We start from the raw sequence: 21,817 nt of genomic DNA, 5'->3' as shown, positions 1-21,817 counted from the left end.
CCGTCGAGCTCTCTGGTACCCCCAGGACCTCCCCAACTAGCCCTCACCCCACCACCGGGGGGGCCCCCCATCCAGGGGCCGCCCCCCCCCAAAACCCCCCCCCCCCCCCCCCCCGCCCCCCGGCCCCCCCCCCCCCCCCCCCCCCCCCCACCCCTCACTGCCCCCGCGCCCGCCCGCCCGTCTCAGTCCTCCAGCCCCAGCCCGGCGAGGTCCTCCCCCGCCCAGCGGCCCCCGATCCCGTCGAGCCGCACCTTCCGTACGTCGTCGTCCGTGTCCCCCGTCGCCCTGTCGATCACCACATGCAACCGGTCGTCCGACAGCTCCTCGACCTTCCCGTCGCCCCACTCCACGACGATCACGGACTCCGGCAGCGAGACATCCAGGTCGAGGTCCTCCATCTCGTCGAGCCCGCCCCCCAGCCGGTACGCGTCGACGTGCACCAGCGCGGGCCCGTCACCGAGCGGCGGATGGACCCGGGCGATCACGAAGGTCGGCGAGGTCACGGCCCCCCGCACCCCGAGCCCCTCGCCGAGCCCCCGGGTCAGCGTGGTCTTGCCCGCGCCGAGCTCCCCGGTGAGCATCACCAGGTCGCCGGGGCGCAGCAGCTTCGCCAGCGCACGCCCCAACTCCCCCATTTCCGCAGGTGAGTTGACGACGACGGAGGCCGTATTGATCGAACGGACCGGATCGGTACCGGGGGCGTGCTCAGCCGCCCCGCTGTGCGGTGCTTCCATGCCGGTCAACGTTACGACGTGGCGGCACGGCCCCCACCCTGGCCAGCAGCTCCGTCAGCCGCCCGTTCACCAGATCGGGGAGCTCCAGCATCACCAGGTGCCCCGCGTCGGGCACGATCACCAGCTCCGCGTCCGGCAGCAGCGCCGCGATGGCCTCGCTGTGCGAACTGGGCGTGACCAGGTCCTTCGTACCGGCGAGGACCAGCACCGGGACCTCCGCGAAGATCTGGAGGGCCGCTGCCTTGTCGTGGTCCTGGAACGCAGGGTAGAACTCGGCGACCACGTCGATCGGCGTCCCCTCGATCAGCCGCTCCGCGAACCGGGCCACCGCCGGGTCCACGTCCCGCGACCCGAACGAGTACCGCTTGACTATCCCCGCGAAGAGGTCGGCCGTCGCCCGCCGCCCCCGCTCCACCAGCTCCGTCTGCGAGCCCAGGGTGCGCAGCACGCGCGGCAGGACGCGGCGCACCGCGTTCATCCCGGCGACCGGGAGCCCGAAGTTGACCTCGCCCATGTGCCCCGACGACGTGCCGACGAGGGCGACCCCGACGACCCGGTCGCGGATCAGCTCCGGGTACTGGTCGGCCAGCGCCATCACCGTCATGCCGCCCATCGAATGACCCACCAGCACCAGGGGCCCCTCGGGTGCCGTCGCGTCGATGACGGCCTTCAGGTCGCGGCCGAGCTGGTCGATGTCGACGGGGGTGCCGTCGGCCTGGGCCATGCCGCGTGCCGAGCGGCCGTGGCTGCGCTGGTCCCAGTGGACACTGCGGACCGCGCCGCGCAGGGCGAGGCGCTGGAAGTGCCAGGAGTCCTGGTTGAGGCAGTAGCCGTGGCTGAAGACGACGGTGACGGGGGCGGTGGGGCTACGTCGCCCGAAGAGCTTCCGGCGCTGCTTGCCTGCCGACGCGCTCTCCTCCGGATCCACCTCGTCCGTCTCGAAGTAGAGCTCGGTTCCGTCGTCGGCGAGAGCGGTACCGGGCGTTCCGCGCAGTGCGCCGTACGGGCCGGCCGCGTCCAGGGCGAGGCGGGCCTTCTTGCGCATGCCCCGGCCGACGGTGAGCCGCTCGATGGCGACACCGGCGGCGGCGCCCGCGGCCACCACGCCTATCGCCGCGCCCGCCAGTCCGGCCCGGCGCCAGCTGCCCGGCGCAGCGGAATCGGCCGCCTGGACCGCCGCCTGTGCCGCGGCGGCCACGCCCTCCGCGCTGCTCTCGCTCACGTGCCGCTCCTAGCTGGTGCCCCGACCCTGACCTCTAGCCCTGATCCTGACCTCTAGCCCTGATCCTGACCTCTAGCCCTGACCCTGTCCTCGGCCCTGACCCGGTCCTTGACCCTGATCCGGTCCTCGGACTTGATCCTGCCCCCGGCCTTGATCCTGATCCTCGGGGACATGGTCCTCGTTGACATAGACGCGCGGAACCCGCTGACCGATGCGCGTGACGATCTCGTACGCAATCGTGTCCGCGGCCCGCGCCCAGTCCTCCGCGGTCGGCTCGCCCCGGTCGCCCGGTCCGAACAGGATCGCTTCCGCCCCGGGTTCGACCGTCTCACCGCCGAGATCGACCACGAACTGATCCATGGCGATACGTCCACGGGCCCGCCGCCACCGCCCGCCGACCAGCACCGGGCCACGTCCCGACGCGTTGCGCGGCACCCCGTCGGCGTACCCGACCGGGATCAGACCGAGGGTGGTGTCGCGCTCGGTGACGTAATGGTGCCCGTAGCTGACGCCGTGACCTGCGGGTACGTCCTTCACCAGGGCGACGGACGCGGCCAGCGTCATCACCGGGCGCAGGCCCAGCTCGGCGGGTGTGCCCAGCTCCGGGCTCGGCGAGACTCCGTACATCGCGATGCCGGTGCGGACGAGGTCGAAGTGGGTGTCCGGCAGGGTCAGGGTGGCAGGGGAGTTGGCGAGGTGGCGCACCTCGGGGCGCAGGCCCCGGCCCTCCGCGTACTCCACCATCTCGTGGAACGCGGTGAGTTGGAGCGGGACGGAGGGGTGCCCCGGCTCGTCCGCGCAGGCGAGGTGCGACCAGAGTCCGGTGACGCGGGCGGTGCCCTCGGTCTCGGCGGCGCGGGCGGCGGCCACCAGTTCGGCCCAGTCGCCGGGCTGGCAGCCGCCGCGCCCGAGTCCGGTGTCCGCCTTGAGCTGGATCCTTGCCGTACGTCCGAGGGCCCGGGCGGCGTCGGTGACCTCGCGCAGCGCCCACATCCCGCCGATGCCCAGGTCGAGGTCCGCCTCGATCGCCTCGCGCCAGGGGCCGCCAGGGGTCCACAGCCAGCACATCACCCGGGCGTCGGCCGGGGTGATCCCGGCGGCGCGCAGGGCGAGTGCCTCCTGCGGGGTCGCCGTACCGAGCCAGGTCGCGCCGGCCTGGAGGGCGGCGCGGGCGCAGGGCAGCGCGCCGTGGCCGTACGCGTCCGACTTCACGACGGCCATCAGGGCGGCACCCGGGGCGCGTTCGCGCAGCGAACGGACGTTGGCGCGCAGGGCGGCGAGATCGATCTCGGCGCGGGCCCGCAGCGGGGCCCGCGTCGTCGCCTCGGCCATCGGCCGGCTCGTCGCCATGCTCATCACGTCGCTCGCCACGGTCTCGTCTGTCACGGTCATCGCGTTCAGTCTCTCAGAGGGGTACGACAGCGCCGGTCGAGGCCGTGTGTTGGGTGACCGATCCCACCGCGGGTCGGGCGTCCAGGTTCCTGTACGTATGCGGTAATTCACCCGATGTCACACATTTGGCCGGACTGTTCACCCTTGCGGCAGACCGTGCGTGGCGCGCGGGGCCCGGGGGCCGCCCGATGGGACGACAAGGCGGTGCGCGTTCAGGGCCCCGCCGGACGCTGGAGGAGCTGAGGAACCATGAAGCGCGCCCATCTCGCCCGTATGCCCGCGCTGGCCGGTCTGGTGGCCGTGGCGGTCACCGCGGTCGCCCCGGTCGCGTCGGCGGCGGCCACGCCCGTGACGTCCGGCGGATCCGTCGTCCCGGCCGCGTCGGCGGCGCCGGAACCACCGTGCACCGCGGCCACCGGCCCGTACCAGAGGCAGCTGGAGCGCAAGCTCGGTCTCCGCGTAGACGGCAAGCAGTCCACGGCGGACTGCGTCGCCATCCGCAAGCTCCAGCGGCAGCTGGGCATCAGGCCGGCGAACGGCCGGGCCACCGCCAAGACCCACGGGCTGCTGCTGGTCCGCGAGGCCACCAGGAACCCCAACGCGGCGGGCAAGTGCCCGGTCCGCAGTTACCTGGTCACCTGCGTCGACCTGCCGCGCCAGCTGCTCTGGGTGCAGAAGGGCAAGAAGGTCGTCTTCGCCCCGGTACCGATCCGCAGCGGCATCCGCGGCAAGGAGACCCGCACCGGGTGGCACAAGGTCTACTGGAAGCACAAGAACCACTTCTCCACCCTCTACAACAACTCCCCCATGCCGTACAGCCAGTTCTTCGACGGCGGCCAGGCCCTGCACGGCACCTACGGCGATCTCTTCAAGTCGGGCTCGGGCGGCTGCGTGAACCTCTACGTCAAGGACGCGCAGCGCCTGTGGAGCCAGCTGCGCGTGGGCAGCAGGGTGTACGTCTGGGGCGCCAAGCCGGGCACCCAGGTGCGCAGCTGGGAGGGCCACGACCGGCTGCTCACCGACGACGAGCTGGTGATCAAGGGGTTCGGCGGTGAGGACATTCCGATCGAGTGGGACCTGAACACTCCGATCGACCCCCGGGTGCAGCAGGGCTGACGGCCCCTGTGGGAGGCGGCGCACCCCGCCCCCTCCCACAGGCCCCGCTCCCCTCAGAGACCCCGCACTCCCCGCCACGCCTCCCCGATCCCCTCCGCCACCTCACCCGCCGAGATCGGCGCCCCCTTCGCCGCGCCCCTGGCCGCGAGCCCGTGCAGATACGCCCCCACCGACGCCGCGTCCATCCCGGAGAGCCCCGCCGCCAGCAGCGACCCCGTCACCCCCGACAGCACGTCCCCGCTCCCGGCCGTGGCCAGCCATGCCGTCCCCGTCGGATTCACCCGCACCGGCCCCCCGTCCGGCGGCGCCACCAGCGTGGTCGACCCCTTGAGCAGCACCGTCGCCCCGTAGAGCACCGCCAGCCGTCGCGCGGAGTCCAGCCGGCGCGCCTCCACCACCCCCCGCTCCACCCCGAGCAGCCTTGCCGCCTCCCCCGCGTGCGGCGTCAGCACGGTGGCCGCGCTCCGCCCCCGTACCGTCTGCGGATCGAGCTCCCGCAGCCCGTCCGCGTCCACCAGCACCGGCACGTCGGAGGCGAGCACCTCCTCCAGCGCGCCCTTCGCCCCGTCGTCGAGCCCGGGACCGATCACCCACGCCTGCACCCGGCCCGCCTCGCCCGGCGTCCCCGTGCTCACCAGCGTCTCCGGGAAGCGCGCGAGAACCGCGTCCCCGCCCTGCCCCACGTACCGCACGGCACCCGCCCCGCCGCGCAGCGCCCCGGCCACCGCCAGCACCGCGGCACCGGGGTAGCGGGCCGATCCGGCGACCACCCCCACCACACCCCGCCGGTACTTGTCGCTCTCCCCGCCCGGCACCGGCAACAGCCCTGCCACGTCGGCGTGCTGAAGCGCCTCGACATCCGCGGGCACCCCCGCCGTCTCCAGCCCGATGTCGACGAGGCGCAGCGCTCCCGCGTACTCCCCGGCAGGGTCGATGAGCAGTCCCGGCTTGTACGCCCCGAAGGTCACCGTCGCGTCCGCCCGCACGCACTCCCCGCCGACCTCGCCGGTGTCCGCGTCGACCCCGCTGGGCAGGTCCACGGCGACCACCGCGGCCCCGGAAGCCCGCGCGGCCCGCACCAGCGGCACGGCCTCCGGGCGCAGCCCGCCCCGGCCGCCGATACCGACGATGCCGTCGAGCACCAGATCGGCACGGGCGATGACGGCGTACGCCCCTGCGGCACGGGCGGCCACCACGGCATCGGCGTCCTGGACAGCACCGGCAGCCGTGGCAGCACCGGACACACCGGAAGCACTCGAAGTACCGGACGCACCGGACGCACTGGAAGCACCGGAAGAAGCAACGGCACCAGCGTCCCCGTGCGGCCCCTCCAGCACCCGCCCGCCCGCCTTCCGCAGCGCGGCAAGCCCACCCGCGTGGGTGCGCTCCGGAGCCAGCAGTACCGCCACGACCCCCGCCCCGCGCCGCGCCAGCCTGGCCCCCGCGTACAGCGTGTCGCCGCCGTTGTCCCCGCTGCCGACCAGCAGCACGACCCGTGACCCGTACACCCGCCGCCCGAGGAGATCGGCGCAGGCGGCGGCCAGTCCGGCTGCGGCGCGCTGCATCAGCGCGCCCTCCGGAAGCCTGGCCATGGCCTCGCGCTCGGCGGCCCGTACGGTCTCGACGCTGTAAGCGGTACGCATGCTCCGAGTCTGCCCCAGCACCCGGAACCATGCCCCGGCCACGGGCCCGGCCGCACCGGGCCCCTGCCCAGCCCTCAGCCCCCTCGCGGTCACCCCTCCGCGATCACCACCGCCGAAGCGATCCCCGCATCATGGCTGAGCGACACATGCCACGACCGCACCCCCAGCGCCTGGGCCCGCGCGGCCACCGTCCCCCACACCTCCAGCCGAGGCTGCCCCGACTCCTCGACGCACACCTCCGCGTCGGTCCACAGCAGCCCGGCCGGCGCCCCCAGCGCCTTGGCCAGCGCCTCCTTGGCGGCGAACCGGGCCGCCAGCGAGGCGATCCCCCGCCGCTCCCCGCTGGGAAGCATCAACTCCCGCTCCACAAAAAGCCGTTGGGCCATCTGCGGGGTGCGGGCCAGCGCCGCCCCGAACCGCTCGATCTCCGCGACATCGATCCCGACCCCAACAATCACGCGCCCACTCGCCCACTCACTCGCTCACTCACTCGCTCACTCCACAGTCACGGACTTCGCCAGATTCCTCGGCTGGTCCACCTCATTGCCCCGAGCCGTAGCCAGCTCGCAGGCGAACACCTGCAACGGAACCGTCGTCACCAACGGCTGAAGCAGCGTAGGCGTTCGCGGCACCCGGATCAGATGGTCGGCGTACGGCACCACCGCCTCGTCCCCCTCCTCCGCGATCACGATCGTCCGCGCCCCGCGCGCCCGGATCTCCTGGATGTTGGACACGATCTTGTCGTGCAGCACCGAGCGCCCGCGCGCCGAGGGCACCACGACGACCACCGGCAGATCCTCCTCCACCAGTGCGATCGGCCCGTGCTTGAGCTCTCCGGCCGCGAACCCCTCCGCGTGCATGTACGCCAGCTCCTTGAGCTTCAGCGCACCCTCCAGCGCCACCGGATACCCCACGTGCCGGCCGAGGAAGAGCACCGTGTTCTTGTCGGCGAGCGACCGCGCCAGCTCCCGTACCGGCTCCATCGTGCCGAGCACTTCCTCCACCGCCCCGGAGATCTCCGACAATTCCCTTACGACGTCCCGCACTTCGTCGCCCCACTTGGTCCCCCGCACCTGCCCGAGGTACAGCGCCACCAGATAGCAGGCCACCAGCTGGGTCAAAAACGCCTTCGTCGACGCGACCGCCACCTCGGGCCCGGCGTGCGTGTACAGCACCGCGTCCGACTCCCGGGGAATCGTCGACCCGTTGGTGTTGCAGATGGCGAGCACCTTCGCGCCCTGCTCCCGGGCATGGCGCAGCGCCATCAGGGTGTCCATGGTCTCGCCGGACTGCGAGATCGCGATCACCAGCGTGCGCGGGTCCAGGATCGGGTCCCGGTAGCGGAATTCGCTGGCCAGCTCGGTCTCGCAGGGCAGCCGGGTCCAGTGCTCGATCGCGTACTTGGCGATCATGCCCGCGTGGTACGCCGTCCCGCAGGCGACCACCACCACCTTGTCGACCTCGCGCAGCACGGAGTCGGGGATCCGCACCTCGTCGAGCGTCAGCGCACCGGCGGCGTCGATCCGGCCCAGGAGGGTGTCAGCGACCGCCTTGGGCTGCTCGGCGATCTCCTTGAGCATGAAGTAGTCGTAACCCCCCTTCTCAGCCGCCGAAGCGTCCCAGTCCACGTGGTACGCCCGCACGTCGGCCGGCGCACCGTCGAAGTCGGTGACGGTGACCCCGTCCCGGCGCAGCTCCACCACCTGGTCCTGCCCCAGCTCGATCGCGGAGCGCGTATGGGCGATGAACGCGGCCACGTCCGACGCGAGGAAGGACTCACCTTCTCCAACGCCCACCACCAGCGGGGAGTTCCGCCTCGCCCCGACCACCACGTCCGGCTCGTCCGCGTGGACCGCGACCAGTGTGAACGCGCCTTCCAGCCGTCGGCACACCTGCCGCATCGACTCCGCCAGGTCGCCACTCGCCGAGAAGTGCTCGGCCAGCAGATGCGCGACCACCTCGGTGTCCGTCTCGGACGCCAACTCATGGCCGCGCTCGGCGAGTTCGGCCCGCAGCGCGGCGAAGTTCTCGATGATCCCGTTGTGCACGACGGCGACCCGGCCCGCGTTGTCGAGGTGCGGGTGCGCATTGACGTCGGTGGGGCCGCCGTGGGTGGCCCACCGGGTGTGCCCGATCCCCGTGCTCCCGGCGGGCAACGGGTGCCCCACCAGCGCCTTCTCCAGATTGACGAGCTTGCCCGCCTTCTTCGACGAGGCCAGCGAGCCGTCCGCGAGCACCGCGACCCCCGAGGAGTCGTACCCCCGGTACTCCAACCGCTTCAGCCCCGCCACCACGACATCGAGTGCCGACTGTCCACCGACGTAACCCACGATTCCACACATACTCGGCAGCGTAAGCCGCACCGAGCCCGTGGCCGGGGAACCGCACAGCACGAAAAACCGGGGAGCCGCACAGCACGAAAAACCCCGCCCCGGCCCGAAGGCCGGAACGGGGTCGCCGGGCTCAGCCCAGCTTCTTCAGCTGCGCCTCGATGACACCGGTCGGCTGCGCCGTCACCGCGCCGCCGAGGCTGATCGTGTAGAAGCTGGCGAGCGCGTTGCCCTTGCGTGCGGCCGCGACCCTGATCGGCATCGGCTTCTCACCGTCCATATCCATGGTGAGAATCCAGCCCTGGGCCTCGTCGCCGCCGGTCACCGGGTCCGCGACCACCTTGGTGATCTTGACCTTCTCGCCGGCCTGGGTGGCGTTGAAACCGCCCGCGCAGTCCTTGCCCGCCTTGGCGAGGGCGGCGAAGGCGTCCTGGGCACCCGTGCCGTCGTAGGACGCGACCCGGTCCGCGGTGACGGGCTGAGTGAGGGCACCCATGCCGGCCTCGAACTTCTCCTCGTCCGTGGCGTTCGGGTCGACCTTCATCTTGTCGGGCTTCTGCACGGCCTTGACCAGCGCGTGCGCGCTCGGCTTGCCCAGCGGCGCACTGGAAATGGCCTCCAGCAGCGGGGAGCACTCGGGCTTGTCGGCCTTGAGCGCGCTCAGCTCGACCTCGTCCGCCTTGGTGCCCTTCTTCACGAGGTGGGTGGCGAGGTCCGCCTGCGTGAGCAGCACCTTGTCCAGCTCGGCCGACGTCAGGGCCTTCCCGGCCGGCGCCTCCGCGCTCTTCTCCGGAGCCGCCGACGCCCCCTTGTCCTTCCCCTTGGCATCCGGAGCGGTCGCGTCCGCGCCGCACCCGCTCACCAGCAGGGCGAGTGACGCAGCGGACACGGCAGCGACAGCGGTACGACGGAACAGAGTGCGGCGCATGAAAGGGTTCCTCCGAAAGGCATACGAACACCGCGAATGCGGCGAATGATGAACAACGGCCAGAAATGGCCAACAACGGTCCCCCCGCGTGCAGTTCACCAAGCCCTCTCACGCGGAATCTGTTGTGCTCACGCAATGTAGAGCCCGCCCCGCCCCCCGGAACACCGAATTCCTGCCCGTCCCAAGATCGTGACGCCGCCGCGACCCCACCTCCCCCCAATCGAGACGCAGCCCCGTACAACCTCTCCCGGAGCGCCCCCACGTGACCGAGCCCACCACTCCAGGCCCCCCACGGCCGCCGGACAACCCCGACAATGATCCAGTGATCACTTCGCCGCCACGAAGCTCCCACCGCCGGTCGGAGTCGTCCCCGTACCTGGACCTCACCCGCGCGGAGTGGAGCGCCCTGCGCGAGAAGACGCCGCTGCCCCTCACCGCCGAGGAGGTCGAGCGGCTGCGAGGCCTGGGCGACGTCATCGACCTCGACGAGGTGCGCGACATCTACCTCCCGCTCTCGCGTCTGCTCAATCTGTACGTCGGAGCCACCGGCAATCTGCGCGGCGCCCTCAACACCTTCCTCGGCGAGAACGGCACCCAGCGCGGCACCCCCTTCGTCATAGGGGTCGCCGGCAGCGTCGCCGTCGGCAAGTCGACCGTCGCCCGCCTCCTCCAGGCCCTGCTGGCCCGCTGGCCGGAGCACCCGCGCGTCGAACTCGTCACCACCGACGGCTTCCTCTACCCCATGAAGGAGCTGGAGAAGCGCGGCCTGATGGCCCGCAAGGGCTTCCCCGAGTCGTACGACCGGCGCGCCCTGACCCGCTTCGTCGCCGATGTGAAGGCCGGAAAGGACGAGGTCACCGCACCCGTCTACTCCCACCTGATCTACGACATCGTCCCCGACGAGCGCCTCACCGTGCACCGCCCCGACATCCTGATCGTCGAGGGCCTCAACGTGCTCCAGCCCGCCCTCCCCGGCAGCGACGGCAAGACCCGCGTCGGCCTCGCCGACTACTTCGACTTCTCGGTGTACGTCGACGCCCGCCACGAGGACATCGAGCAGTGGTACCTCAACCGGTTCCGCAAGCTCCGCGCCACCGCCTTCCAGAACCCCTTCTCGTACTTCCGCAAGTACACCCAGGTCTCCGAGGAGGAGGCGATGGAGTACGCCCGCAACACCTGGCGCACCATCAACCGCCCCAACCTCCTGGAGAACGTCGCCCCCACCCGGGGCCGCGCCACCCTGGTCGTCCGCAAGGGCCCCGACCACAAGGTCCAGCGCCTGTCACTGCGCAAGCTGTGAGTACGGGTTCTCGCCTGCCGGGCCGACCGCCGGGCCGGAGCCCGGGGCCCGACTGGTACGCCGACGGGGCCGCCGGTAGTGCTACCGGCGGCCCCATCGACGTCAAGAATCAGACGCTCAACCCGCTTGGCCCAGCGCGGACTTGACCACATCGGCGAGCCGGCCCGCGACCGCCTGCGCCTGGTCGATGTCGGCGGCCTCGACCATGACCCGTACCAGCGGCTCGGTGCCAGAGGGGCGCAGCAGCACCCGGCCGGTCGAGCCCAGCTCGGACTCGGCGGCGGTGACCGCGGCGGTCAGCTCGGCCGAGGTGGCGACCCGGGACTTGTCCACGTCGGGGACGTTGATCAGAATCTGCGGCAGCCGCGACATGACGCCCGCCAGGTCGGCCAGGGTGCGGCCGGTGGCGGCGATCCGCGCGGCCAGCATCAGGCCGGTCAGGGTGCCGTCACCGGTGGTGGCGTGGTCCAGGACGATGACGTGCCCGGACTGCTCACCGCCCAGCGCGTAGCCGTGCTCCTTCATCGACTCCAGGACGTAGCGGTCGCCGACACCGGTCTGGACGACCTCGATGCCTTCGCCCTCCATGGCCAGCTTGAAGCCGAGGTTGGACATCACGGTGCCGACCACGGTGTTCTTGCGGAGCTGACCGGCCTCGCGCATGGCGAGGGAGAGGACGGCGAGGATCTGGTCGCCGTCGACCTCGTTGCCCGCCGCGTCCACGGCCAGGCAGCGGTCGGCGTCGCCGTCGTGCGCGATGCCGAGGTCGGCTCCGTGCTCCACGACGGCGGCCTGGAGGCGCTCCATGTGGGTGGAGCCGTAGCCGTCGTTGATGTTGAGGCCGTCGGGCTCGGCGCCGATGGTGACGATCTGGGCACCGGCGCGCGCGAACGCCTCCGGGGACACCCGGGAAGCGGCACCGTGCGCCTCGTCGAGGACGACCTTGAGGCCGTCGAGGCGGTTCGGCAGTACGCCCATCAGGTGGGCGATGTACTTGTCGAAGCCCTCGTCGTAATCGGAGACACGGCCCACTCCGGCGCCGGTCGGGCGGTCCCAGGCCTCGCCGCTGCGGTGCTGCTCGTAGACGTTCTCGATGCGCACTTCCAGCTCGTCGGCCAGCTTGTGGCCGCCGCGCGCGAAGAACTTGATGCCGTTGTCGGGCATCGCGTTGTGGCTGGCCGAGAGCATCACGCCGAGGTCGGCGCCCAGCGCACCGGTGAGATACGCCACCGCGGGGGTGGGCAGCACACCGACGCGCAGGACGTCCACGCCCGCGCTCGCCAGACCGGCCACCACGGCGGCCTCCAGGAACTCACCCGAGGCACGCGGGTCACGCCCGACCACGGCGGTCGGCCGGTGGCCCTCAAAGGTGCCTGCCTCGGCGAGCACGTGTGCCGCCGCGACCGACAGACCGAGCGCGAGCTCCGCCGTCAGATCCGCGTTGGCGACGCCGCGCACTCCGTCTGTACCGAAGAGTCGTCCCACAGTTGTCCTCCGAAATACTCCGAAAACACAAACCCCTGGGCGCTTTCTGCCCGTTGGAACGCCCGAGGGGATCGACAAGGTTCAAGTCCCGGACCCCATGATCGGATGTGATCGGTCCGGGCTAAACGAACGCCCCGGTGGCACGGAGAGTGCCACCGGGGCGAACGGTGAAGCGTCTGGCAGCCAGCAGGGGCGTGATTAACGCTTGCTGTACTGCGGCGCCTTGCGGGCCTTCTTGAGACCGGCCTTCTTGCGCTCGACCGCACGGTCGTCACGCGAGAGGAAGCCGTTCTTCTTCAGGATGGCGCGGTTGTTGTCGACGTCGGCCTCGTTCAGCGCACGGGCGACACCGAGACGGAGCGCACCGGCCTGACCCGAAACGCCGCCACCCGAGATGCGGGCGATGACGTCGTAGCGGTCGTCCAGTTCGAGCACCTTGAAGGGCTCGTTGACTTCCTGCTGGTGGACCTTGTTCGGGAAGTAGTCCTCAAGCGTACGCCCGTTGATCTTCCACTTGCCGGTGCCCGGAACGATCCGGACGCGGGCGATGGCGTTCTTGCGACGGCCAAGGCCGGCGGCGGGCTGCGGGTCGCCGAAGCGGCCGGCGAGCGACTCGCTGGTGTACTCGCCCTCGACGGGAACCTCCGACTCGAAGGTGGTCACCTCAGCGAAGGTCTCTTCGCCCTCGGTGCCCTCGACGGGGGTCTCAACAGTGGTCTCGGCCACGATGCTCCTCAGATCTTTCTGTACGTCTTGGGGGGTGTGGCCGGAACTACTGCGCGACCTGGGTGATCTCGTACGCGACCGGCTGCTGAGCAGCGTGCGGGTGCTGGTCGCCTGCGTAGATCTTCAGCTTCGAGAGCATCTGACGGCCCAGGGTGTTCTTGGGGATCATGCCCTTGATGGCCTTCTCGACGGCCTTCTCGGGGCTCTTCTCCATGAGCTCGTCGTAGCGCATGGAGCGGAGGCCGCCCGGGAAGCCGGAGTGGCGGTACGCCATCTTCTGGGTCTTCTTGTTGCCGGAGAGGTGGATCTTCTCGGCGTTGATGATGATGACGAAGTCACCCATGTCCATGTGCGGGGCATAGGTCGGCTTGTGCTTGCCTCGCAGGAGGTTCGCTGCCGTGGTCGCCAGACGGCCCAGGACGATGTCCTGAGCGTCGATGATGTGCCACTGGCGAGTGACATCGCCGGGCTTGGGGCTGTACGTACGCACTTCGTAGCCTTCGCTTCTTCAGTGGATGGGGTACCAGACACACCTGAAGCGATCATGCAGCTGGGGCTCGCACTGCCGGGTACACCGCCCGTATGCGAACCACTGGTAACTGCTCCAGGGAACCTACGCAGGGGCCCCTCCGCGCAAAACCGGGGGCGCCCATACGTATAACAACCCCCGACATTACCCGCACTCCCCCGACCAGGTCAAAACACCCCCGCCAGCCCCCTCGGCGGGCGCCGCCGCCCGCCACTCCCGTCCCGTCAGCCCCTTGGGCGCGGGGCCGTCCCCTCCCCGCCATACCTCGCCCGCTTGGGCGGCGGGGCCGCCCCCCGGGGGGCGGAACGGGCGGGCAAGGGGGCGGCCCCCGACGGAGTCGCACCCCCCGCCCCGGACCACCCCGGCCCCGTACCCCCACCGCACCCCTACCTGGCCCGCTCCACCCTCCGCTCGTCCCACACCGGCTCCGCCGTCTCCCTCACCACCCCATCCGACCCAAACACCAAATACCGGTCGAAGGACTTCGCGAACCACCGGTCGTGCGTCACCGCCAGCACCGTCCCCTCGTACGCCTCCAGCCCCTCCTGCAACGCTTCCGCCGACTCCAGGTCAAGGTTGTCCGTCGGCTCGTCCAGCAGCAGCGCAGTCGTGCCCCGCAGCTCCAGCAGCAGAATCTGGAACCGCGCCTGCTGCCCACCCGACAACCGGTCGAACCCCTGATCCCCCTGCCGCTCCAACTCGTACCGCCGCAGCACCGACATCGCTCCGCCCCGGTCCTTCGAGTGCTCCGCCCACAGGATGTCGACCAGCGTCCGCCCCATCAGCTCCGGATGCGCGTGCGTCTGCGCGAAGTGCCCGGGCACCACCCGCGCCCCCAGCTTCCACGCCCCGGTGTGCTTGACGTCCTCCCCGGCCAGCAACCGCAGGAAGTGCGACTTCCCGGACCCGTTCGACCCGAGAACGGCCACCCGCTCCCCGTAGAACACCTCCAGGTCGAACGGCTTCATCAGCCCGGTCAGCTCCAGTTGCTCCACGGTGAGCGCCCGCACCCCGGTCCGGCCACCCTTCAGCCGCATCCGGATGTCCTGCTTCCGCGGCGGCTCGGGCGGCGGTCCCGCGTCCTCGAACTTCTTGAACCGCGTCTGCATCGCGTGATACCTCGACGCCATGTCCGGGCTGATCGCCGCCTGCCCGCGCAGCCGCAGCACCAGCGCCTTGAGCCGCGCGTGCTCCTCCTGCCAGCGCCTCAGCAGCTCCTCGAACCGCTCGAACCGCTCGGTACGGGCGTCGTGGTACGTCCCGAAGCCGCCACCGTGCACCCACACGTCCGACCCGGCGGGCCCCGGCTCCATGCTCACGATCTTCTCGGCGGCCCGTGACAGCAGCTCCCGGTCGTGGCTCACGAAGAGCACCGTCTTCCGCGTCTCCTTGAGCTTCCCCTCCAGCCACCGCTTGCCCGGCACGTCCAGGTAGTTGTCCGGCTCATCGAGCAGCAGCACCTCATCGGGCCCCCGCAGCAGCGCCTCCAGCACCAGCCGCTTCTGCTCACCACCACTGAGCGTCCGCACCTCGCGGAACTGTGCCTTGTCGTACGGCATCCCCAGCGCGGCCATGGTGCACATGTCCCAGACCGTCTCGGCCTCGTACCCCTGTGCCTCGGCCCAGTCGCTGAGCGCCTGCGCATAGTTCATCTGCGCGGCCTCGTCATCGACCGTCATGATCAGGTGCTCGGCCTTGTCGACGGCGGCGGCGGCCTCCCGAATCCTGTCGGGCGACACCGAAACCAGCAGGTCACGCACGGTCCGCTCGTCGCGCACCGAACCCACGAACTGCCCCATCACACCGAGCCCGCCACCCACCGTGACCGACCCGCCGTGCGCCTGCAGCTCCCCCGCGATGATCTTCAACAGGGTGGTCTTGCCTGCCCCGTTCGCCCCGACGAGCGCCACCACGGCGCCTTCTCCCACCCGGAACGAGACGTCACCGAGCAGCACCCGCCCATCCGGCAAGTAGTACTCGATATGTCCGACCTCAAGATGTCCCATACCGAGCATTCTCGCCGCCCGGCCCTCCTCGCCCCAACCCGATTACCTGGCCCCCGGGCGCCCGCGCCTCCCCTCGCTCCCGCCACTGCCACCGCCGCCGCCCCACATGGGCCTGCCTGACCCGTACGCCCCCAGGGCCCAGGTCGTTAAGATGCGCGGCATGAGCTTCGGGCACGGGGGACCCACCAGCGGCCCCGCGGGACACCCCCCGCAAGACAACAACCCACCCCAGCAGGGCGATTACACCCCCTCGCCGTACGGGAACCCCCCGAGCCAGCCGGGCCCGTACACCCCCTCCCCGCAGCCGCATCCGTACGCCGGCCCGGGCGACCCCCAGCACTCCACCCCGAACCCCTACCTGTCGGACCCGCCCCAGCAGTCCCAACCGCCCCGCCAGCCCGCCGCCCCCATGCCCCCGGTCCAACTCGTCCACAACGAGCCCGACCGGCCCCCGCACGGCCAGGCCCCGCACGGCAGGCCCCCGCTGGGCCAGCCCCCGCACGGCAGGCCGCCCAGCACCTCCGGCCCCACCCCCGACTGGTCCGCCCTCGCCGACGCCGCCGCCTCCCGCACCCGCCGCAAGCGCCTCCTCTACATCGGCGGCGGCGTACTGGCCACCCTCGCCGTCGGCGCCCTGGTCGCCACCGCAGTCGTCTCCACCGGCAGGTCCACCTCCTCCGACGGGAAGAACTCCGCACTCCCCTCCCCGGAGACCCTCCCCACCGAGAGCGCCCCGGCACCCACCTTCTCCCCCGTCGCACCGCCGCCCCCGCCGGACCCCAAGGACTTCATCTCCAGCGCGGAGAAGGACAGGGCCCCGCTCAACGCGAACACCCTCTTCCCGGGCAAGTCCCTGACTCTGGAAGGCCGTTCGTACGCCAAGGGCGCCACCAACCAGACCACCAACTGCGCCGCCGCCACCCAGGGCGCCCTCGGTGGCATCCTCACCCGCAACGGCTGCGACCAGGTCATCCGCGCCACCTTCCACAAGGGCGGCGCAGCCGTCACCGTCGGTGTGGCGGTCTTCAAGACCGAGGCCCAGGCCCTCAAGGCCAAGAACCAGGTGAAGGACGGCATCGCCTCCCTCCCCGGCGCGGGCGTCCCCACCTTCTGCCGCAACGGCACCATCTGCCGCAAGACCGCCAACTCCTACGGCCGCTACGCCTACTTCACCGTCGCCGGTTTCACCGACAACAAGAAGAACGTCACCACCGGCGACAAGGCCGTCTTCGCCCTGGGCGACGACACCGCCAAGTACACCTTCCTGCGCATCGTCGAGCGTGGCCGCACCCAGGCCTCCGCGGCTGCCTCCGCACCCACCCTCAACAGCTGACCCACCCCTCACCGGGCCGAAGCCCCGGCCCCCCTCCGCCCCTGGCGGCTCTCCCACCCCCTGACTAACCTGTCCGCCGAGGCGGCAGGGGGCCGCCACAGTCCGGGGGCTGAAAAACATGAACACCAACAACGGCCAGGACCACCCGTCCCCGGACCGCCGCCCCGCGGGCGCCAACTCCACCGGCCCCACCGAGGAAAGCCGCCAGAGCCCCACCGACTCCCCCGAGCCGGAAACCTCGACACCCCCCTTCCCCCATCCCACCACCCCGGAGCCCGGCACCCCCACGCCCCGCACTCCGGCCCCGGGCCCTTCGAAGCAGCGCACCCCGGGGGAACCGGCCCCCACACCACCGGACCCATCGATTCCGCGCGCCTCGACCCCGGACGCCCCAAACCCGAACCCCCCGGAGCCGGCCTCCCCCTCCTACGATTCCGACTCCGACTCCGGGGGCGGCCCCAACTCCGACTCCGGGGGCGGCCCCGACTCCGCCAAGCCCAGGGCCGCCTCCCCCCACCGCCCCCGCTCCCCCTGGCCCAGCGTCCCCACCACCCCCTACCCCCAGGCCTCACCCCCCGGCATCCCCAGCTCCCCCACCCCCGCGGCTCCCCGCACCCCCCGAGCCCGCCGCCCCCAGGACCCACCCACCACAGCCCTCCGCAAGGGCACCACCCCCCACGACCCACCCACCACCTCCCTCCGCCCCACCCCACCCAGCCGCGCCGGCACCCCGCGCACCCCCGGCCCCGCCAACACCCCCACCCGCGCCGGCACCTCCCGCCGCCCCGGCACCCCCACCCCGGCCGGCCCGCCCCCCTCCAGGGGCCCCCGCGCCCGGGCCGACTCCGGGGCGTACCCCACACCCCAGTTCCACCAGCACCGCCAGTCCCCGGGCGACGACTCCCCGGACCCGGCCAGGCACCCGGACCTGACCGGCGCAGCGCTCCAGGAAGCACGCCGCCGACGGGCGACCGGCTTCACCACCGGGGCCCTGCACGCCCTCGGCTTCACCCTGCTCGCGGTCTACGAGTACTTCCGGACCATGGCCGGCAGCCTCTCCCCGGCCCAGATCGCCACCGGCGGCCCCGCCGAACTGCGCCACATCGCCTCGCTGCAGGCCGACTTGATGAGGCAGAACTGGTACGAGGCGATCAGCGAACTCGCCCGAATCCTCACCTTCGACCAGCCCCGCGCCGTCCTGTGGGCGGCCGTTCTCATCGCCATCGTGGTGCGCTTCAACCGCAGCGGCCCCGCCCTGGTCCAGATCGGTCTCTCCGGCCTGGCCGCCGGCTACTGCGCCCTGCTCTCCGTGGTCTGGTTCCCCTTCCTCCACGGACTCGGCGCCCCCTCCGCCGTCGTCTTCGCCCTCTCCGGCGCCCTCCTCTGGGCCACCACCCGCCGCTGATCCACCAGCGGCACCCACCCGGCCGCACCCGGCGGGCCGGCCCTGTCCCCTACCCCGCGTACACCATCGTGCAGAGCAGCGTCCCGTCCCCGTCGACCTGCCAGGACCAGTAGTACGTCCGGTCCCCGGTCGCCCGCGCACACTGGCCGGGACCACGCCCCGACGAGGGCTCGTACACCCCGGTGATGTGCAGGATCGTGTTGTAAGGAGCCGCCGGTTCGCGGGACTTGCAGTCGACGGCCGTCATCGCCCCCAGCCGCATGCTGATGCTGCCGCCCTCCACCTTCTTCTCCGCGAGGACGCAGTACCCCGGCTGGTAGTGCCTGGTCAGGCACAGCACCCGCTTCTTCCCGTCCTTCACGCTCACCACATAGGACAGCCCGTCGCCCGTCGGGCAGGCGCTCCACCCGGTCCGCACCGCACTGACCCGGCTCAGCCCGGCCTCCCCCGAGCAGTCCACCTTCTGGGGTATCCGGGTGTTCCAGCCCTTCCCGGTGTCGAAGAGGGCGAGGCAGTCCCCGGCCCGTACCGCCTCGAAGGCCGCGGCCCGCTCCTCCGCGTCCGGCTCGTCCGCCCGCTCGCCCCCGTCGGGGTCGTCGACACCTGCCGAAGTACCCCCGGGGGACTTCCCGGACGCCCCGCCCGAAGGCACCGTCCCCGAGGAACCCGACGTACCCGACCCCCCGGGAGTCTCCGCAGGCCGCGGAATACCCATCGCCGCCCCGGCCCGGCCGACCCGCTGCTCGCCGCCGCCCTTCTCCACCACCCGCGGCAGCACCCCCACCACGAACAGCAGCACCGCCACGAACAGCACCACCAGCCCGCGCTTCTCCGCCCCCGTCATCGCACCGCTCCCCTCAGAGTCCCTTCACGAGCGGAGTCCCGTCACGGGCAAGCCCCCCGGAGCCCCCGTGCACCACCCGAGTCGATGTTGAAAAACACCATCGCACAGCCCACTGACAATGCTCCAGGACAAGTCCCCCCACACCCTCAGGGCCCCAAAAGCCCCAAGAACCCCACCCCTGCTCCTCACCCCTTCAGCAACAACCGCCCCCGGCAACCCCGTTGTCCGAGGCCCCCGGCAACGTCCGCACATTCCGCGCCTCCAAGGCACGGGCCGCCAGCAACTCATCCGCCGGATACGCCACTTCCTCCAGCGTCAGCCCGTGCGCCTTCACCACGTGCACCGACGAGTCCCGCACCCGGGCCGCCAGCACCCGGGCCGGCCACTCCGCCTCCCGGTGGCCGTCACCGACGTACAGCAACGCCCCCACCAGCGACCGCACCATGTTGTGGCAGAAAGCATCCGCCCGCACGGTCCCGGTGACCACCCCGTCGGCGCCCCGCTCCCACCACAGTTCCTGGAGGGTGCGAATCGTCGTGGCCCCCTCTCGCTTCTTGCAGTAGGCCGCGAAGTCGTGCTCCCCGAGCAGCCCCTTGGACGCCGCGTTCATCGCCTCCACGTCCAACTCCCAGTCGTGCCAGAGCACATGACTGCGAATCAGCGGATCCACCCCGCCCGGGTGGTCCGACACCCGGTACTGGTAGCGACGCCAGATCGCCGAGAACCGTGCGTTGAAACCCTCCGGCGCCCGCGCAGCCCTCCACACCCGTACGTCATGGGGGAGCCGCCCCGCCAGCCGCCGCAGCAGCTTCTCCTCGTGCTCCGCCCATACCTCCACGGGCAGATCCACGTGCGCCACCTGCCCGCGCGCATGCACCCCGGAGTCGGTCCGCCCGGCCACCGTCAGGTCGTAGTTCACCTCGGACCGCGTCACCGTCCGCAGCGCCGACTCGATCTCCCCCTGCACCGTGCGCCGCCCGCTCGGCTGCTTCGCCCACCCGGAGAAGTCCTTGCCGTCGTAACTCAGATCCAGCCGTACCCGCACATGCCCCGGAGCGATCTCTTCCGCCACTGCTCTCACCTTTCTGGAACCCACGAATTCCGTACCCCGAACGCAGAACAGGCCCGCCCCCGAAAGGGGCGGGCCTGCTCCGTCAGCACGCCTTAGGCGTCCTTGGACTCCTCGGCCGGGGCCTCGACGGCCTCCGACTTCGCGGCGTCTTCCTTCACGGCACGCTTCGTGGCCGCCTCGGCCTCGCCGACAGCGTTCTGCTGCACGGTGAGCGCCTCGACGAGCTCGATCACGGCCATCGGGGCGTTGTCGCCACGACGGTTGCCGATCTTGGTGATGCGCGTGTAACCACCGGGGCGGTTCTCGAAGCGCGGGGCGATCTCGGTGAAGAGCGTGTGCACGATGCTCTTGTCCGTGATCGTCTGAAGCACCAGGCGACGGTTGTGAATGTCGCCCCTCTTCGCCTTGGAGATGAGGCGCTCGGCGACGGGGCGCAGGCGGCGGGCCTTGGCCTCGGTCGTGGTGATGCGACCGTGCTCGAAGAGCGACTTCGCCAGGTTGGCGAGGAGCAGCTTCTCGTGCGCGGCGCTGCCGCCCAGACGGGCACCCTTTGCGGGACGCGGCATGGTGTTTCTCCTAGTGTCTGCACCGGCCGTATCAGGTACCGGTGTCAGGGCCCCACGGGCGGACGCCCACGGGCAGATTGTGCGGGCGCGCCCACTAGGAGCGCGCCCGGATAAAGCCGTAAAACCTTAGTACTGCTCGGTCTCCACGAAACCGGCATCCGCGTCGTCGTCGGCGCCGAAGGCGTCGGCGGCAGCGGTCGGGTCGAACCCGGGGGGGCTGTCCTTGAGGGCCAGGCCCATGCCGTTGAGCTTCATCTTGACCTCGTCGATCGACTTCGCACCGAAGTTGCGAATGTCGAGCAGGTCCGCCTCGGAGCGGGCCACGAGCTCGCCCACCGAGTGGATGCCCTCGCGCTTGAGGCAGTTGTACGACCGAACGGTGAGCTCAAGCTCCTCGATCGGCAGGGCGAGATCGGCGGCGAGCGCGGCGTCCGTCGGGGACGGGCCCATGTCGATGCCCTCGGCGTCGATGTTGAGCTCGCGCGCCAGACCGAACAGCTCGACCAGGGTCTTACCGGCCGACGCCATGGCGTCACGGGGACGCATGGCCTGCTTGGTCTCGACGTCGACGATCAGCTTGTCGAAGTCGGTGCGCTGCTCGACACGGGTCGCCTCGACCTTGTACGTGACCTTGAGCACCGGGGAGTAGATGGAGTCGACCGGAATACGACCGATCTCCTGGCCCACCTGCTTGTTCTGGACGGCGGAGACGTAGCCGCGACCGCGCTCGACGGTCAGCTCCATCTCCAGCTTGCCCTTGCCGTTGAGCGTGGCGAGGACCAGGTCCGGGTTGTGCACCTCGACGCCGGCCGGCGGCGCGATGTCAGCAGCGGTGACCAGGCCGGGACCCTGCTTGCGCAGGTACATCACGACCGGCTCGTCGTGCTCCGAGGAGACGACCAGCTGCTTGATGTTGAGGATGAGGTCGGTGACGTCCTCCTTGACGCCCGGCACGGTGGTGAACTCGTGCAGGACACCGTCGATCCGGATGCTGGTGACAGCGGCACCCGGGATGGACGACAGGAGGGTACGGCGCAGGGAGTTACCGAGCGTGTAACCGAAGCCCGGCTCCAGCGGCTCGATCACGAACCGGGAGCGGTACTCGTCGACGACCTCTTCGGTCAGCGACGGGCGCTGAGCAATAAGCATGGGGTTCCTTCTTGTTCTTGGCGCCCACTATTTGACG

The 21,817-nt window shown here is 71.2% G+C and carries 19 protein-coding genes; 4 read left to right on the top strand and 15 right to left on the bottom strand.

Annotated elements, in window-relative coordinates; translation table 11 throughout:
• Positions 1 to 182 precede the first annotated feature (182 nt).
• The 3 genes from tsaE to alr all read right to left on the bottom strand — a co-directional run bounded on the left by tsaE (position 183) and on the right by alr (position 3,288).
• Positions 183 to 734: a tRNA (adenosine(37)-N6)-threonylcarbamoyltransferase complex ATPase subunit type 1 TsaE gene (gene tsaE, locus ACIA73_RS35705; RefSeq protein WP_399443100.1), complete on the bottom strand. Its 552-nt coding sequence runs from the start codon at positions 732 to 734 to the stop codon at positions 183 to 185.
• Positions 706 to 1,956 carry an alpha/beta fold hydrolase gene (locus ACIA73_RS35700; RefSeq protein WP_399443099.1) on the bottom strand — a complete coding sequence of 417 codons (1,251 nt, stop codon included), beginning with the start codon at positions 1,954 to 1,956 and terminating at the stop codon, positions 706 to 708. The genes tsaE and ACIA73_RS35700 overlap by 29 nt, the downstream gene beginning before the upstream one ends.
• A gap of 72 nt (positions 1,957 to 2,028) precedes the next feature.
• A complete protein-coding gene (alr, locus tag ACIA73_RS35695; RefSeq protein WP_399443104.1) occupies positions 2,029 to 3,288 on the bottom strand; it encodes an alanine racemase in 1,260 nt (419 codons plus the stop codon).
• 309 nt (positions 3,289 to 3,597) lie between these two features.
• Between alr and ACIA73_RS35690 the strand changes: the two genes are divergently transcribed.
• Entirely contained in the window at positions 3,598 to 4,464 is an 867-nt protein-coding gene (locus tag ACIA73_RS35690) for a L,D-transpeptidase (RefSeq protein WP_399443098.1), read from the top strand.
• Between the two features lie 53 nt (positions 4,465 to 4,517).
• Here the strand turns inward: ACIA73_RS35690 and ACIA73_RS35685 are convergent, their stop codons facing one another.
• The 4 genes from ACIA73_RS35685 to ACIA73_RS35670 all read right to left on the bottom strand — a co-directional run bounded on the left by ACIA73_RS35685 (position 4,518) and on the right by ACIA73_RS35670 (position 9,365).
• On the bottom strand, positions 4,518 to 6,107 hold the full coding sequence (locus tag ACIA73_RS35685; protein WP_399443096.1) for an NAD(P)H-hydrate dehydratase: 1,590 nt from the start codon (positions 6,105 to 6,107) through the stop codon (positions 4,518 to 4,520).
• Between the two features lie 89 nt (positions 6,108 to 6,196).
• Positions 6,197 to 6,565 (bottom strand): holo-ACP synthase, encoded by a 369-nt coding sequence (locus tag ACIA73_RS35680; protein ID WP_399443095.1) that lies wholly within the window; start codon positions 6,563 to 6,565, stop codon positions 6,197 to 6,199.
• A gap of 36 nt (positions 6,566 to 6,601) precedes the next feature.
• Positions 6,602 to 8,449, bottom strand: coding sequence for a glutamine--fructose-6-phosphate transaminase (isomerizing) (gene glmS / locus ACIA73_RS35675; RefSeq protein ID WP_399443094.1), 1,848 nt, complete (start codon positions 8,447 to 8,449; stop codon positions 6,602 to 6,604).
• A 121-nt stretch (positions 8,450 to 8,570) separates the two neighbouring features.
• Positions 8,571 to 9,365 (bottom strand): hypothetical protein, encoded by a 795-nt coding sequence (locus tag ACIA73_RS35670; protein ID WP_399443093.1) that lies wholly within the window; start codon positions 9,363 to 9,365, stop codon positions 8,571 to 8,573.
• Between the two features lie 322 nt (positions 9,366 to 9,687).
• On the opposite strand from ACIA73_RS35670, the gene coaA reads away from it, so the two are divergent.
• Entirely contained in the window at positions 9,688 to 10,665 is a 978-nt protein-coding gene (gene coaA / locus ACIA73_RS35665; RefSeq protein ID WP_399443092.1) for a type I pantothenate kinase, read from the top strand.
• A 117-nt stretch (positions 10,666 to 10,782) separates the two neighbouring features.
• Here coaA and glmM read toward each other — a convergent pair whose 3' ends face one another.
• From glmM to ACIA73_RS35645, 4 genes are all read right to left on the bottom strand, one after another.
• Positions 10,783 to 12,150, bottom strand: a complete 1,368-nt coding sequence (glmM, locus tag ACIA73_RS35660) for a phosphoglucosamine mutase (protein ID WP_399443091.1) — start codon at positions 12,148 to 12,150, stop codon at positions 10,783 to 10,785.
• A 198-nt stretch (positions 12,151 to 12,348) separates the two neighbouring features.
• Positions 12,349 to 12,876, bottom strand: coding sequence for a 30S ribosomal protein S9 (rpsI, locus tag ACIA73_RS35655; protein WP_399443090.1), 528 nt, complete (start codon positions 12,874 to 12,876; stop codon positions 12,349 to 12,351).
• Positions 12,877 to 12,922: 46 nt separating this feature from the next.
• On the bottom strand, positions 12,923 to 13,366 hold the full coding sequence (gene rplM / locus ACIA73_RS35650) for a 50S ribosomal protein L13 (protein ID WP_362417360.1): 444 nt from the start codon (positions 13,364 to 13,366) through the stop codon (positions 12,923 to 12,925).
• Positions 13,367 to 13,791: 425 nt separating this feature from the next.
• Entirely contained in the window at positions 13,792 to 15,420 is a 1,629-nt protein-coding gene (locus ACIA73_RS35645) for an ABC-F family ATP-binding cassette domain-containing protein (protein ID WP_399443088.1), read from the bottom strand.
• Between the two features lie 400 nt (positions 15,421 to 15,820).
• Here ACIA73_RS35645 and ACIA73_RS35640 point away from each other — a divergent pair, with 400 nt between their 5' ends.
• Entirely contained in the window at positions 15,821 to 16,744 is a 924-nt protein-coding gene (locus ACIA73_RS35640) for a hypothetical protein (protein WP_399443103.1), read from the top strand.
• A gap of 118 nt (positions 16,745 to 16,862) precedes the next feature.
• A complete protein-coding gene (locus ACIA73_RS35635) occupies positions 16,863 to 18,149 on the top strand; it encodes a hypothetical protein (RefSeq protein ID WP_399443087.1) in 1,287 nt (428 codons plus the stop codon).
• 49 nt (positions 18,150 to 18,198) lie between these two features.
• Here the strand turns inward: ACIA73_RS35635 and ACIA73_RS35630 are convergent, their stop codons facing one another.
• From ACIA73_RS35630 to ACIA73_RS35615, 4 genes are all read right to left on the bottom strand, one after another.
• Positions 18,199 to 18,993 carry a hypothetical protein gene (locus ACIA73_RS35630; RefSeq protein ID WP_399443086.1) on the bottom strand — a complete coding sequence of 265 codons (795 nt, stop codon included), beginning with the start codon at positions 18,991 to 18,993 and terminating at the stop codon, positions 18,199 to 18,201.
• Positions 18,994 to 19,186: 193 nt separating this feature from the next.
• On the bottom strand, positions 19,187 to 20,065 hold the full coding sequence (truA, locus tag ACIA73_RS35625; protein WP_399443085.1) for a tRNA pseudouridine(38-40) synthase TruA: 879 nt from the start codon (positions 20,063 to 20,065) through the stop codon (positions 19,187 to 19,189).
• 92 nt (positions 20,066 to 20,157) lie between these two features.
• Positions 20,158 to 20,631: a 50S ribosomal protein L17 gene (gene rplQ / locus ACIA73_RS35620; protein WP_399443084.1), complete on the bottom strand. Its 474-nt coding sequence runs from the start codon at positions 20,629 to 20,631 to the stop codon at positions 20,158 to 20,160.
• 126 nt (positions 20,632 to 20,757) lie between these two features.
• Positions 20,758 to 21,780, bottom strand: a complete 1,023-nt coding sequence (locus ACIA73_RS35615; protein ID WP_185028035.1) for a DNA-directed RNA polymerase subunit alpha — start codon at positions 21,778 to 21,780, stop codon at positions 20,758 to 20,760.
• Between the last annotated feature and the right edge of the window lie 37 nt (positions 21,781 to 21,817).

The organism is Streptomyces sp. NPDC051561 (assembly GCF_044454195.1).
Lineage (GTDB): Bacteria > Actinomycetota > Actinomycetes > Streptomycetales > Streptomycetaceae > Streptomyces.
The sequence above is the reverse complement of the archived record's forward strand: the minus strand, read 5'-3'. Positions and strand labels throughout refer to the sequence as shown.